We start from the raw sequence: 14,403 nt of genomic DNA on the forward strand, positions 1-14,403 counted from the left end.
TTTTAATATAGCTTCCGATGAATTCGTTAATCCTATTGGAGATTCTGTAAACATAATCGGCATTGTCAAATTCACATTAAAGCTATAATGACCATTAGTATATTTTTTATCGATTTTTCGTTTTACATCTTTAATATAAAAACTAGTTTCTTCATCTGTAAAAACATCATCTACATCTTTTTTAAATTTTTTAAGCTTCAATGCAATAACTAATTGTCCCTCTAAATGATCTTTTAAAATTTTTAACAGTTGTGTTTCATTCATTGATAAGGTTCGATTATACAAATTATTTTTGGTTAATAAAGTTGTCCCATTGACTACTAAATGCTCTCCATGTATTGCTAGTTCAGGTGCAAAAGGTGTAATTCCCTTCTCATAATATAATTGATGAAACTGTCGTATAGACGTTCTGAAAGCAACATTTCGAAAATCAGCAGTTTGTATTAATTGAGGAATATAGATTGGTAACTCTGGTTTATCCTTTGGTTTTAAATTAAAAACATCCGCAAGTGGACCATCTACAAAAATAAGATCTGCATTTAATCGAAATTTTGGATCTCGAAAAAACATATCCATTATAGAAAACCAATTTTTATGTTCAAGTACTTTTGACCCTATTAAGATTGCTTGAATTTTACCTCCACCAGTAACTCCACTAGCACGGGTATCAAAATAATTTCTAGATTCTTTAATCGATAAAGTTTGAACATTAAAATGTTCAGTTTTCTCTTTTGTTTCTCCGCTAAAGACTGGACTTGCCATAAATACTTCTACTTTATTTTGATCGTTTACATCGATTCCTAAAATCATCGATAAAGTGACATCTTCTATATTAACTTTCCCTCTGCAACCTGAAACGCCGATTACTAAAAAAATACTAAGCAAACATACTTGAAAATATTTCAATTGATTTTCACCTTACTTAACCTATTTTTTATTAAACCGCCGACCAATAACAGTATGGGGATACCGATCGTGATGTATAATCCAGAAATCATTAAAACATGTAAATGATTAGTTGTATTTGTAAATGTCGGAACTTGAATAAATGTAAGGATGATAATGATGATAAAAAGAAAAATAATGATAATAGGTAATAATCTAAATTTAAATAACTCTGATAACCCATTCATTCCAGCCCAAATAAACGTAACCCATGTTTTCGAAATAATCATTAAAAATAATGAGAATAAAATGAAATCTAACCTCTCAACATATTGAAATTCGATTACACTTAAAATATCGATTACTGGTTCAAATGTCATTTTGATTTCATAAGGACTATAAATAACAAAACAAATAATTGTTACGAAAACGTAAGTAAAAGTTGTTAAAGCATTTCCTATAATAACGCCTTTTACCGCCTTTTCTTTCGACTTTAAATATGGATAATAAACTAGAATTAATTCGATGCCTAGAAATGAAGTCGTCGTTAATGGAATCGTCTTAAAAATCGGCATCCATCCTTCCTTAATAATTGGTAAAATAAAATTTATATCAGCATCTTTAAGTGTGAATAACAACATGAATAAGGTAAAAAAAGCAATTGGAAAAATTGCTTCTATATATTTTGCAATTAAATGAACCCCTCCACTTATTAGCTGATAAGTTGGAAAAAGAAATAACACTAATAAAATATAAGTTTTTGTTTCTTGAAGTATGTAGGATTGAATATATAAAGTCGCTCTAACTAATACGAGATATCCTCCATATAGAAAATACATTGCTTGTAACAAAACTACGATAGATCCAATAATTTTTCCTAGATAAAAAGTAAAAAAACCTATGTAGTTTAAATTAGGAGCCTTCTCTCTAAATTTAACAAATACAATGCCAATTAAAGTAGAAATGATCCCCCCAAAAAGAATTGCAATCCAACTGCTAGTACCTCCTTTTAGAGCTAGTTCTCTAGGAAGTGACAACATTCCAATCCCTACTTGAATACCAAAAATCATTAAAATAAATTGAAATTGTGTAATTTTTGACTTCGTAATTATCATGAAAGAATCCCTTCTAACATCATTCTTCATTACGTTTATTTTGTTTTTTCCAAAGATACTTTAAAGGTACTCTAATGATTGTATCTTTAAATGCATCACGATTAATTGGAGAAAATGGCAATGTATAAGGTTTGTTATAGCTAGATAAGCTCAAACCATGGATCATGAGAATCATTGTACTTACAATCAATCCGATTAAACCAAATAAAGAAGCCATAATCATAATTGGAAATCGAATGACTCGTAAACTAGATGCCATTTCATAGTTTGGAATAATAAATGATGAAATAGCAGTTAAAGCTACAACGATTACCATAATATTACTAACGATTCCTGCTTGTACCGCTGCTTGCCCGATTACGATCCCACCTACGATGCCAACTGTTGTACTAATAGGTGCTGGTAACCTAATTGCTGCTTCTCTTAACATTTCTAAAGTTATCTCCATTACAATGGCTTCAAATAAAGGATCAAATGGAACCTTTGCCCTAGATTCCCCGATTGATAGAAGTAATTTTAAAGGAACAATTTCATAATTAAATGAAATTATTGCAATATAGATTCCCGGCAAAAAGATTGTTAAAAAGAATGCAACTACTCTAAGTATACGATTAAATGAAGCCACCATCGCTCTTGCTGAATAATCATCAATCGTTTTAAAAAATATTGCAAAATTAATCGGTAAAATAATAACCTCAGAAGATCGGTCTACGATTAAAACTACTTTTCCTTCAAGTAATGTCGTAGCTGCAACATCCGGTCTTTCAGTTGTAAAGTATTGAGGAAAAGGCGAAAATGGGTTCCTTTCGATTAATTGAGCTAAATGATTTGCATTTATAACAGAATCAAGTTTTATTTTAGAAATACTTTGTTCTACACCTGATAATAAATCTTCATCTGCTAAACCATCGATATACGCAATTGATACGATACTTTTATTTTCATTCCCGATTTCAACTTGCTTAATTTGAAAATCTCGACTTTTAATAAACCTACGAAGTAAAGCAATATTAGCTTGATCAGTTTCAACAAAGGATATTTTTGAACCTCTTAAAGAATTGTCAATACTTGGAGGTGTATACGCTCTTTGTGGCAATTTTCCAGTCGAATAAACAAATGCGACTGGATCGCCTTCTACTAGAAGAATACTTTTACCATCCAATATAGTTGTTTCAATTTCTAAGATTTGATTAGTACGAACAGTATTATTCGTTATGAATAATTCAATTTCTTCTGTATTTGTACTTATTGTATTAATAAATTGAGCTAATTTTTGTTCATCGACTATACTAGACAAATAGCAAATCACAGCTTGCTTGTCTCGAATGATCAAGTCTTTTGTCACTAAATCAGAAGTAGGAAAGATTTTCTGTATAATGTTAAGGTTTTCTATTAAATTTCCCTCAGTATGAATAACGGAAGAACGTAAATTATATTTTCTTAAACGCTTCTTTTGTTCATTAGAATAATTCACTTAATCTTCCATCCTTTCATAAATTTCCAGCTTTCTTTCAGCTAATCAGTTTTATCATAAATCACCTATTTTATACTTGAAAGGCTAGTTGGGACATAGTTGGATTTCACGTAGAACTTTCGATACAATGAACTATAAATAGATGTGATGGAGGACCAAATATGGCAATCTTAGCTAACGCAAAATTTAACCAATATAAAACGTTAATATCTTCTTTATCTCCTTCACTTGAAACTAATATATTAAAAAGTGAAAAATTTCTAGTAGATAAAGATGAAAAGAAAAATTTAGAAATTTATTATGCTCCTTTTGAGTACATTAATGAGCGAGCTAAAGTCATCATAGTTGGGATTACACCCGGCTTACATCAAATGAAACAATCTTATTCGACTGTAATCAGACTTAAAGATAAGGAAATGGATGACGAAGAAATTTTACATGAAGTTAAAAAGAATTCTAGCTTTGAAGGACCGATGCGAAAAAATTTAATTGCCATGTTAGATGAATTAGAATTACATCATTATCTTAGATTAAATTCAACTAGCGAACTTTTTAGTACAGCAAGTCATTTAGTCCAAACGACCTCTGTCATTAAATACCCTGTTTTTTATAAAGGGAAAAACTATAATGGTTCAACCCCGAATATTTTAAGAACCGATCTCCTAAATAAATATATTGTTAATACTTTTGTGGCAGAAATCATAAGACTAGAACGTCCCCTTATTATCCCATTAGGAGTTAATGTTTCAAAAGTATTAACCTATCTAACAACAAATGATTATTTAAACTCGGATTCCATTTTATACGGATTTCCCCATACATCTGGCGGGAATGGACATCGGCATAAACAATTTGCGGAAAATAAAGAAGAGATGAAAAGAAAAATTAAATTATACTTTGAGTAATGATAAAGGAGAACCAAAATGATTTTACATATTATTGGAAACAAAGACTGGCAAAATGCAAATAATTCAGGTGAATATTCACCTGATAGTTTAAACAACGAGGGTTTTATCCATTGTTCAACCCTCGAGCAAACTATTGAAATCGCAAACTTATTCTTTAAAGGTGCAACTGATTTAAAAATACTTTGTATTAATGAAGAAAAAACAAAGTCAAAAATCGTCTATGAAGATACTGAAAACTTCGGACAAATATTTCCTCATATTTATGGACCATTAAATTTAGATGCTGTCGTTAAAGTTGTTGATCTTCACGCTGACGAAAATGGACAATTTATATTACCGAATGAATTAATAGAGCAAGAATAACAAAAAACTCAGTTTCACATAGGTGAACTGAGTTTTTTAGTTTCACTCATCATCACTTAACAAATCATTTAAAAACTTTTCCCTGTTTTGTAAAAAATATTTAGTAATTTGATAGTGATCCGTATTTTCATAATCGATTCTAGAAATTTCTCCATGATCAAAGCTTAAAATATCTGCATTTGGATAACCAAGAAGAATTGGTGAATGCGTAGCAATAATGAACTGTGAATTTTCATTTTCGACTAAATCATGAATTATTTTTAAAAATGATAATTGCCTAGCTGGAGACAACGCTGCCTCAGGCTCATCTAACAAATAGATCGCCGATTCATTAAATCGATTTAAAAACAACGACAAAAATGATTCTCCATGTGATTGATGATGGAGAGACTGTCCGCCGTAACTGTCATATTTTTCATTTTCTGGATCCTCTAATTCATCTAAGTAAGTAGCAAAATTGTAAAAAGATTCCGCTCGTAAGAAAAATCCATTCGAAATTTTCGGTAACCAAGAAAGTCTTATGTAATTTCCAAGCTGTGACTCCGATGCAAAAACTTCATAATTATTATTACGTCCCCCACCTGCTGTATTAAAATCACATTTATCAGCAATAGCTTGCAATAATGTAGACTTTCCAGAACCATTTTCACCTACAAAAAAGGTTACATTACTTCTTAGGTTCAATTCATCAAAAGATTTAATGGAAGGAATTGAAAACGGATATTGGCTAAAGGAATGAATATCATCGCGCAAAAGTGTAATTTTTTTTAAAAACATTTTCATCACCTATGAAGATTATACAGTAACTATGATCCTTATCTAAAAATTTATTAGAAAGAAGTACATCATATTATTGTCTTGAACAGAAATTGAGGTATCTCAGAGCATTTTTTTATTGTAGTTGGCATAATCGATCCAACATCAGCGGATTTTATGAATTTTTTATTCGATTTAGTAAGAATAAGAGCATCTTTACAGTGAAAGTGTCTGCAATCATCCAACTCCCTGGTCAAAATACCCTAACCAGTATAGGTAATTATTAAGTTTATTTGCGATTCTCTGAAATTTAATTGCAGTTTTGCTATTTTTAATTGCGATTATCAGATTTTATTTGCAGTACGCTGTTTATTTGCACTGATTGGCTCTTTAATTGCTGTACTCAAAGACTTATTTGCAGCTCAAGCTCTTTGTCATCACTCTTTTTTTATAGCTTTCCAAATCTTTTATACCATCAAAATAAAAAAAGAGGGTTCTCTTAACTAGTTGGACTGTTAGGATTCCCTCATTTTTTATGAAATTCAATTAGATCGAATCAAAATACAGCACTAAGAGCATCCTTATAAATCACTATCGCTCTTACTACGTGAAAAATAGCTACTAGAATAATAGTTACTTCATAAGCAGATACTTTAACTAAATCGAATTTTTTGCGGAGTACAAATTTCCGAAAAAGTGCTGGGAATCCTTCATTCAATTTTAAACAAATAATATAGAATACTAGAATGACAAAGTATAGGAAGAACCCCATGTCAGCATACTTCCAGTTGACTAAATGAGCAAATAAAGAGCATAACCAAATTATTAATACATTAACAATACAAGCTAGAATCCAATTGGAGAAAGAGGATGTCGTATAGATCGTTTTCATCAAGATCACTTCTCCTTTAAATCATCTGTAGTCAATTTTTACGCGTGTAGTCGTTCTTTTATGCGTGTATTATAGACTTTAAATTATTTTTTTTATATAAAGTTTTGTTGAAGTTTTTCCAAATAATTGTTCTGACTTTTAATTCATTTCTCATGATAAAATGAGATTATACTTACAGGAAAAGGGATGAACTACTATTAATCTACAAGAAAAAGTAAAAAATCTGCCGTTATCCCCTGGCGTTTATTTAATGAAAGATTCAAAAGGTCAAATCCTTTATGTTGGAAAAGCAAAAAGCTTAAAAAAACGAGTTCAATCTTATTTTCAAAATTCAAAGGGACATTCACCAAAAGTTAAAAAACTGGTAACCCATTTAAAGGATTTTGACTATTTATTAACTGATACTGAATTCGATGCTTTCATGCTTGAGTGTCATTTAATTAAAGAAATTAAACCAATGTATAATCGTATGATGAAAAGTCCGCAATCATTTATTTACTTAGTCATCAACTTAAATAAAAAAGTTCCATCATTTGAAATTAGCTACGAGCCTATTGAAAGTGAAAATGTATTAATATTTGGTCCTTTTACAAGTAGAAGTACTGTTGAACGAGCAGTTACCGGCATTAAGGAATGCTTTAAAATTAATTGTGGCCATCTAGCAGTTAAGAATAGCGCATGTTTAAATTATTCATTAGGGACATGTAATGGGGTTTGTCTAGGTGGATCAGCGCTTGAAGAGTACAATATGATAATTGATAAAGTTATTCGATTTCTTAATCGTACTGACATGAATCTACTTGAAGAAATGGAAAAGCTTATGTTATCAGCATCTGATCAATTTGATTTTGAGGCTGCGGCAAAATACAGGGATTGGATTGAAATGGTTAAGTCTTTAACTAATAAAGAAAAACTAATCGAATTTACTGAACAAAATCATAATATTATTACAATTGAACAATTAGAAAAAAACAAATTTAAGTACTTTCTGATTAATCGGACACAAATATTGCATTGTGAATTGGTAGAATTTGAAGACGATTCATATGATCAATTGATAGAACAAATCTATTCAAATTCACTTGATTACTTCAAAAATAATAATCAGTCTTCTAAAGATGTAAGCCGTGATGAAATCAATGAAGCTCAAATTATTTATAGCTATTTAAATAGTAAGAATTGCAAGCATCTAATTGTTCCAAAAAGATGGCTTAGTCATACAAGTACTAAATTAACAAAAGAGCTTCAAAAATTAGTTAATTTCTCTTAATAAAAATAGGCCCGAGGATAGTTTCCTCGAGCCATTTTTTATCCTTTTACCTTCTCAAACTGATTCCAGTTAATTGATTTCTCTAATAAAATTGAAAGAATTACACCCATAATCAATCCATTTGTTAAAAATGGTTGAATAATCATTGGTAGATTTCCAAATGTACCAGGAGCAATATTCATTAAGCTTACCCCTACTAACACTGGGGCTGCCAGTCTAAAAATTGTATCTGATGTAAATACTTTTCCATTTGTACTACTGAATGCTGTTCCAAACAATTGAAGATATGCAACAAATAGCACCGCATTTCCAACTGTAACAGGCATAGTTGCTAAAAATGAAATTAATGGTGGAAGTACGCCAATTATTGCTAGCAGAGCTCCCCCATAGATAAATGGTTTTCTTTCATATATTTGTGTACTTTGCAAAAATCCAAGTGATGATGTAAATGGTGTGTATGGAACAATTCCAAATAATGCAGCAATAATTGTGAAGCTGCCTGTGAAAAATAGTGAAAAGCGATATTGTTTTGTACTTGCTTCTTCTTTTAATAAATCAGACGCAGCTTTAATTGATGCAAATGTATTACTTAAATTCATAATTCCGGCAAAAAATGAAATCGCAATTATACCTATTTCTAAATTTGGTGCTCCTAAAGGGAATAAAGAAAAATGCGCACTTGCTGCCCCTACTTCTTTTGCATCTGATCCAAATAAAATCGAGTAGAATAACCATCCTACGATAATGCCAATTAATATTGAAAAATTGCTGATAATACGAGAACCTTTTAGTTTTAAAATACTAACAAATAATACGATGCAAAAAGAAAGTATACTAACCGATATACTAATTTCACCTTTACTCGTAATTCCAAGCATTCCTTTAAAGAATACAAATATGAGCTGAAATGAAAGTAAAAATAAATAAACGGTCATAACCATTGGGGTAAAGATTTTTTGAAGAAATGAAACCAAATTGAATGCAGATAAAAGTAATGTAACAATACCTGCTGCAATAAATCCTGTTGCCATTCCTCCTCCAATTTCTGTATAACTTAACCCAAAAGCAGAAGCTGATAATCCTAAATTCAGCATAACTCCCCATAATAAACCAGAATGCCCCTCCATGACCGGATATTTATGACCAATCCATCCTTGTAAAACGGATGCAATACCAGTAAAGATTAATGAACTTCTGATTGTACTTTCAATTACATCTGAAGGCAAATGAAATGCAGCACCTATTGATATGGGGACTACAATCGTATTCGCAAAAATAAAAAATAGCCATTGAACCGATGAAAAAAGAGTAGTAGAAACTCTCACGTTTTTCATAGTTTCCTCCTCCTCTTGCTTAAAAATTCTTTGTGTCTTTTATATAGACTGGGTCATTAATCGCCTTTTTCCATTTTAATGAAGTTGAAAGAAAAACACCAATAATAATGAGTGCCCCACCAAAAAGTTGAGATGAAGTTATATTATTTTTTAAAACAATCAATCCAACTAGCATTGCAACAAAAGGTTCTAAGTTAAGAAACATAGCCGCTTTTGATGCTCCGACAATTTGAATTTGATGATTCCAAATTAAAGTACAAATACCATGCATTACAATCGCTGTTACAATTAATAGGATCCAAGGCATCGCTTCCTTACTCAACGCCCCAGTTGTTTCTGAAAAAAGCGCAATCGGTAATAAACCTCCAAAACCAATAAAATTCGAGTAAAGCGTAATCGTGGTGGATTCATAGTTTTCCGTTAGCTTTTTAATCATAATAATTGAAATAGAAAACGTGAGCATCGTTAGAAAAATCCAAATCAAGCCAATTGTAATTTGAAGCTTTTGTCCGTTTGTAATTACAAAAAAGACACCTATAAAAGCTATAATTGAACCTAATACAAAACCTTTTGTTAGTCTTTCCTTTAAAAATATTGAAGCTAAAAAAGATGTAGTAAGAGGAGCAAGCGCAAGTATTAATGCAGAAGTTGTTGGATGGGTTGTTTCTAAAGCGGAATAAAATGACCATTGATTAATACAAGTACCAATTAACCCTAATAAAATAATCATAAACCCATCTTTTCTCTTAATCTTTTTCCACTTTTGCTTCATTAATGCATAGAAAGCCAAAAATAGTAATATAAAACACAATCTTAACGCTGACAATAATATTGGTGAAAACTCTTTTACTAGTATTGAACCGAAAATAAAATTACTACCCCAACAGATTACACAAAAAAGTAATAATAGGTAAGAACGAACCATTTTACAGCCTGCTTTCTCGAATTATTTTAAAGATAACTCTTCGACTGACGAACCTTTAGCCGAAGACAGAGGAGTAGTTGCACTTATACTTAATTCCTAAAATTGGCTACGACGTCGAATATCTTCCTAGTTGCCAATTTATTCTTTCTTATTGTGAAAAAATGAAAAAGGAAATCTAGATAATTCTAGAGATCCTTTTTCTTCTAATATTTTAGGCTTTTTACAAAACTTTTTTCCGGACAGGATAGTTAGTTTAAAGTCTATGTTTGGATGTTTATTTTCCTTGGGGAGGCTTTTTTGGCATCCTTTTTTATCTTAGCCAAGTGGGTTTAGCTAAAAGCCCACTTAACTTTTTCCTATCCTATTCTTTCCAATTGTTCTATTTATTTACGAATCAATCTTTCTTCACTTAAGGAACCACTAACAATCTTCCCATTATAAATAACTGCTTTACGTTTTGCTCGTCTAGCAACTGCCTCTGCCGAACAGCTTGCTTCAACTAAAACTAGATTTGCAGAATCACCTATTTTTGGCCATACTTGATTTCCTTCAATATCTAATGGAGTTTTTCCACCTGTAATATATTTTAATGTTTGCGCTAATGATACTTCATCAATCCATCTAAAGCGTTCAGCGAGTCTTCCCGCTCTTTCAAGAATATCTCCTGTTCCGAGTGGAGACCAAACATCAAAAATATTATCATTACCTACTGCTACCTCGACTCCGCGTTCATTTAGTAAATCAACTGGAGGCATTTGTCTATTAATAGGTACACTTGTAACAATCGAAATTCCTGCGTCTCTAAAGCTGTTTGCCAGTTCGTACGCTTCTTCCCTTGGGATATCTCCTATCCCAAATGCATGACTGATTACTACTCTTCCTTCCCAGCCTGCTTGTTTAGTAAATTCTACAATACGCTTCATCGTAAATGAGCCTAGATGACCAGGATCGTGTAAATGTATATCAATATCTGCATCAGCTTCAACTGCTAAATTATAAAGTTGATATAGTGATTCTTCAATATTTTGGTCTACAATAGCAGGGTCAACTGAGCCAACAATTCCTGCTCCATTTCTTAATGCTTCTCTCACATAATTGAAAGCATTTGACCTTAATAATCCATGCTGAGCAAATGCAACAACTTCAGAGCTAAGTCGGCTCGAATAATTAGTTAATGCTTGTTCGACTTGCTCTAAATTTCTTATTCCAACTTCTGGGTAAATATCAACATGCGTTCTCACATGTGTAGATCCTGAAGCTAAAAGGATTTCAAGTAAAGCTTCTGCACGTTCCTTCGTACTTGAAGCAATCGTCGGTAAGGCCATTTTTTCATATTCAAATCGTTCTATGACACTAGAAGTTAGGGTACAAGCTCTCCATACATCACCCATTAACGTTTTATCAAGATGTACATGCTTTTCAATAAATGAAGGTAAAACTAGTAAACCGTCTGCATCTTGAACAGTAAATTCACTAGTAATATCCGTTTCTTCTTTTGTTATTCGAGTGATCTTTCCATTTTCAATAAAAAGATGAAATAATTCAGTAGCAGTACCGACCACTTTGCCGTCTTCTTTTTCAAACCCAATTTCTAATCGAGCATTTTTTAACCAATAGCTAGATTTCATGAATTTCACCCCTTCTTTTAATCAATTGATACTTTATTTCAAAACTGATTCGTAATTCAGTCCACCATAAACAATATTTCCATTCGCAATTACAGCAGCACGTTTTGCACGTCTTGCTACAGCCTCTGCAGAACATGATGCATCTACTAAAACCATGCTTGCTTCATCTCCTACTTTTGGCCATAACTGGTTACCCTTTTCATCAAGAGTCCTTATCCCACCCGTAATAAATTGCAATGTTTGAGATAGTCCGTATTCATCTTTCCAATTGTATCTCTCAGCTAATCTACCTGCTTTTTCTAACATATCTCCTGTTCCATATGGAGACCAAGAATCATAGAAACCATCACATCCTAAAGCAACTTGTACACCTTTTGAATGCAGTAAATCAACAGGAGGCATTACTCTATTAATCGGAACAGTCGACATAATCGATACGCCTAAGCTTGCTAGTTTGCTAGCCATTTCAACTGATTCATTTTGAGGTACGTCACCTAGCGCAAATGCATGACTTACTGCTACGCGATTATACCAACCAGCTTGTTCAATAAATGAAACTAGTTTTTGTATTGTATAAAAACCAAGATGGCCTGGGTCATGAATATGAATATCTATATCAGCATCAAACTGTACTGCTAGATCAACCATTTCAAATAATGAAAGTTCAATATTTTGATCAATACCACCAGGATCTAATCCTCCGACAATCGTTGCTCCCTCTCTCATCGCTGTTTTCATTAATGTCTTGCTATTTGTGCGAAGTAATCCATGCTGAGGAAAGGCAACAATTTCGTGGGTCATTTTATTCTTATACGTATAAAGTGCTTTTTGAATTTCTTCTAAATTTTTCAAGCCAATATACGGATCAATATTAACATGTGATCGAACATGAGTTGCGCCACCTTTTAATAATAGATGAAGCATTTGTTCAGCACGATGTTGACCTGTTTCAGCAAGTTCAACAAGTTCAGCTGCTTCTAAATTTAATCTCTCTACTAAATTTGCAGCAGGAATACAAGCCTTCCATGGAAGTCCAAGATAAGTCTTATCTAAATGATTATGCATTTCTTTAAAAGCCGGTAGAGCTAGTAAATTTTTTGCGTCCTGAACTGGTAGCTCTGTTTGTAATGGAAAATTAGCCAATTGGAATTGTTCAATTTTCCCATCATTAATTAATAAATTGTAAAGAGTCGTCTCAGTACTATCAATTTTTCCATCTTCAAATACAAATCCGCTATCAAGTTTTACATTCTTAAGCCAATATGATTGATTCATCTCATCACTCTCTTTAATAAAACTTAAACTGTTGTTGATTCAAGATTTGAAATTGAACCACTTACAACATTACCTTTAAAAATAACTGCAGCTCGTTTTGCTCGTCTCGCAACTGCTTCAGCTGAGCAAGTAGCTTCTACAAGTACGATATTTGCTTCATCTCCTACATTTGGCCATGCTTTTTCACCTTCATTATTTAAAGGAGTTACTCCGCCTGTAATAAATCCAAGACTATTAGCGAGTGTTTTTTCTTCTATATATCTAAATCTTTCAGCAAGTCGTCCAACTTTTTCAAGATTATCTCCAATTCCAAATGGCGTCCAATGATCTGTAATGCTGTCATTACCTAGTTCAACTTTTACACCTTTTTCACTTAATAAAGGAATTGGAATTGTTCTAAAAATTGGAACCGTAGAAGTAATTGAAATTCCTAAATCAGCAAATCTCTCAGCAATCGCAGTAGCATCTGGAACAGAAAGATCCGCTAATCCACTTGCATGACTTACTGTAACTCTTCCTTGCCATCCTGCTTTTTCAGTCAATGTTGCTAATCTTTGCATTGTAAATAATCCAAGATGATCTGGGTCATGTAAATGAACATCAATATCAGAATTTGATTCAACTGCTATTTCCATAATCGTCTCAAGAGAACGTTCGATGTTTTCATCAATTGAAGCTGGATCAACTCCACCTACTAGATTTGCTCCATATTTCATCGCTTCTCTTACTAGTTCAACAGAGTGACTTCTTAATAGTCCGTGTTGTGGAAATGCAACAATTTCATGTGTTAATTTATCTTTATATCCTTCTAAAGCTTGCAGCGTTGCTTCTAAATTTTTTAATCCGATAACTGGATCAATATTACAATGTGTACGAATGTGAGTCGTACCGTAACTTAATAATAGATCTAGCATCTTTTCTGCTCTTTCTTTAGCAGTTGGTAATAATTTTGGTAATAAAATTTGCTCTTCTTCAATACGTGTTTTTACACCATTTGTTGCCGGCATACACGCTTTCCATGGTCCACCATAATAAGTTTTATCAATATGAATATGCATTTCTTTAAATGAAGGAACCATTAGAAGGCCTTGCACATCATATTGAGGCAATTGATCTGTAATTAAATCACTAACTAATTGAATAGAAGCTATTTTACCATTTTCAATTTTAACATTGTACTTTCCAGTTGCAGTTCCGTTGATCACTTCATTGTCATTATAAGTAAAACCATTTTCCAGACTCACATTTGTTAACCAATACGATTTTGACAATATACTCACCCTTCCATCCCACATTAAATTTTGATTCTATTTTAATTATAAGTCTGTTTGAAATATTTTGATTTTAGTATATTTACATTTTTTTAAGGTATTTTTACTACTTGTCTAAGTCAATCAATGAAAAAGTAAACCTTTTGAGTGTTGAGATTAAAAAAGTTTGTGTTAGTTGATTTCCACTACAGGATGTTCGCTTTCCATGGGGCGTGACCTGAGCCTCCTCGTTCCTGCGGGGTCTCATGCTTCCCGCATCTCCCATAGGAGTCAAACATCTTTCCGTTCCAATCAACTTATTCATCAA

The 14,403-nt window shown here is 32.2% G+C and carries 13 protein-coding genes; 3 read left to right on the forward strand and 10 right to left on the reverse strand.

Features of this window, described 5'->3' with window-relative positions; genetic code table 11:
• The 3 genes from CN514_RS16840 to CN514_RS16850 form a co-directional block, all read right to left on the reverse strand.
• Nucleotides 1-906: Ger(x)C family spore germination protein (locus tag CN514_RS16840; RefSeq protein WP_098233586.1), on the reverse strand; the 906-nt coding region annotated here is incomplete at its 3' end.
• Nucleotides 903-2,000, reverse strand: coding sequence for a GerAB/ArcD/ProY family transporter (locus CN514_RS16845; protein ID WP_176525939.1), 1,098 nt, complete (start codon nucleotides 1,998-2,000; stop codon nucleotides 903-905). The genes CN514_RS16840 and CN514_RS16845, both read right to left, overlap by 4 nt.
• Nucleotides 2,001-2,019: 19 nt before the next feature.
• A complete protein-coding gene (locus tag CN514_RS16850) occupies nucleotides 2,020-3,474 on the reverse strand; it encodes a spore germination protein (RefSeq protein ID WP_098233588.1) in 1,455 nt (484 codons plus the stop codon).
• A 161-nt stretch (nucleotides 3,475-3,635) separates the two neighbouring features.
• On the opposite strand from CN514_RS16850, the gene CN514_RS16855 reads away from it, so the two are divergent.
• Together CN514_RS16855 and CN514_RS16860 are read left to right on the forward strand one after the other, a co-directional pair.
• Complete coding sequence (locus tag CN514_RS16855) at nucleotides 3,636-4,379, forward strand: hypothetical protein (protein ID WP_098233589.1); 744 nt, start codon at nucleotides 3,636-3,638, stop codon at nucleotides 4,377-4,379.
• Between the two features lie 18 nt (nucleotides 4,380-4,397).
• Nucleotides 4,398-4,745 carry a DUF952 domain-containing protein gene (locus CN514_RS16860; RefSeq protein ID WP_098233590.1) on the forward strand — a complete coding sequence of 116 codons (348 nt, stop codon included), beginning with the start codon at nucleotides 4,398-4,400 and terminating at the stop codon, nucleotides 4,743-4,745.
• Nucleotides 4,746-4,787: 42 nt separating this feature from the next.
• Here the strand turns inward: CN514_RS16860 and CN514_RS16865 are convergent, their stop codons facing one another.
• On the reverse strand, nucleotides 4,788-5,522 hold the full coding sequence (locus tag CN514_RS16865; RefSeq protein ID WP_098233591.1) for an AAA family ATPase: 735 nt from the start codon (nucleotides 5,520-5,522) through the stop codon (nucleotides 4,788-4,790).
• 535 nt (nucleotides 5,523-6,057) lie between these two features.
• A complete protein-coding gene (locus CN514_RS16870; protein ID WP_141529403.1) occupies nucleotides 6,058-6,396 on the reverse strand; it encodes a hypothetical protein in 339 nt (112 codons plus the stop codon).
• A 220-nt stretch (nucleotides 6,397-6,616) separates the two neighbouring features.
• Here CN514_RS16870 and CN514_RS16875 point away from each other — a divergent pair, with 220 nt between their 5' ends.
• On the forward strand, nucleotides 6,617-7,663 hold the full coding sequence (locus tag CN514_RS16875) for a GIY-YIG nuclease family protein (RefSeq protein ID WP_353652074.1): 1,047 nt from the start codon (nucleotides 6,617-6,619) through the stop codon (nucleotides 7,661-7,663).
• 38 nt (nucleotides 7,664-7,701) lie between these two features.
• On the opposite strand, the gene CN514_RS16880 is transcribed toward CN514_RS16875, so the two are convergent.
• From CN514_RS16880 to CN514_RS16900, 5 genes are all read right to left on the reverse strand, one after another.
• Nucleotides 7,702-8,997, reverse strand: coding sequence for a uracil/xanthine transporter (locus CN514_RS16880; protein ID WP_098233594.1), 1,296 nt, complete (start codon nucleotides 8,995-8,997; stop codon nucleotides 7,702-7,704).
• A 19-nt stretch (nucleotides 8,998-9,016) separates the two neighbouring features.
• On the reverse strand, nucleotides 9,017-9,922 hold the full coding sequence (locus CN514_RS16885) for a DMT family transporter (RefSeq protein ID WP_098233595.1): 906 nt from the start codon (nucleotides 9,920-9,922) through the stop codon (nucleotides 9,017-9,019).
• A gap of 383 nt (nucleotides 9,923-10,305) precedes the next feature.
• Nucleotides 10,306-11,550, reverse strand: a complete 1,245-nt coding sequence (locus tag CN514_RS16890; protein WP_098233596.1) for an amidohydrolase — start codon at nucleotides 11,548-11,550, stop codon at nucleotides 10,306-10,308.
• A gap of 33 nt (nucleotides 11,551-11,583) precedes the next feature.
• Nucleotides 11,584-12,825: an amidohydrolase gene (locus CN514_RS16895; protein WP_098233597.1), complete on the reverse strand. Its 1,242-nt coding sequence runs from the start codon at nucleotides 12,823-12,825 to the stop codon at nucleotides 11,584-11,586.
• 23 nt (nucleotides 12,826-12,848) lie between these two features.
• On the reverse strand, nucleotides 12,849-14,120 hold the full coding sequence (locus CN514_RS16900) for an amidohydrolase family protein (RefSeq protein WP_483295020.1): 1,272 nt from the start codon (nucleotides 14,118-14,120) through the stop codon (nucleotides 12,849-12,851).
• Nucleotides 14,121-14,403: the final 283 nt, after the last annotated feature.

The sequence above is a fragment of the Bacillus sp. AFS001701 genome (assembly GCF_002559405.1).
Taxonomy (GTDB): domain Bacteria; phylum Bacillota; class Bacilli; order Bacillales; family Bacillaceae_G; genus Gottfriedia.

Coding starts and splice junctions, on each gene's coding strand:
- CN514_RS16845 (WP_176525939.1), bottom strand. CDS start 2,000: ATGATAATTACGAAGTCAAAAATTACACAATTTCAATTTATTTTAATG.
- CN514_RS16855 (WP_098233589.1), top strand. CDS start 3,636: ATGGCAATCTTAGCTAACGCAAAATTTAACCAATATAAAACGTTAATA.
- CN514_RS16860 (WP_098233590.1), top strand. CDS start 4,398: ATGATTTTACATATTATTGGAAACAAAGACTGGCAAAATGCAAATAAT.
- CN514_RS16865 (WP_098233591.1), bottom strand. CDS start 5,522: ATGTTTTTAAAAAAAATTACACTTTTGCGCGATGATATTCATTCCTTT.
- CN514_RS16880 (WP_098233594.1), bottom strand. CDS start 8,997: ATGAAAAACGTGAGAGTTTCTACTACTCTTTTTTCATCGGTTCAATGG.
- CN514_RS16885 (WP_098233595.1), bottom strand. CDS start 9,922: ATGGTTCGTTCTTACCTATTATTACTTTTTTGTGTAATCTGTTGGGGT.
- CN514_RS16890 (WP_098233596.1), bottom strand. CDS start 11,550: ATGAAATCTAGCTATTGGTTAAAAAATGCTCGATTAGAAATTGGGTTT.
- CN514_RS16895 (WP_098233597.1), bottom strand. CDS start 12,825: ATGAATCAATCATATTGGCTTAAGAATGTAAAACTTGATAGCGGATTT.
- CN514_RS16900 (WP_483295020.1), bottom strand. CDS start 14,120: ATGTGGGATGGAAGGGTGAGTATATTGTCAAAATCGTATTGGTTAACA.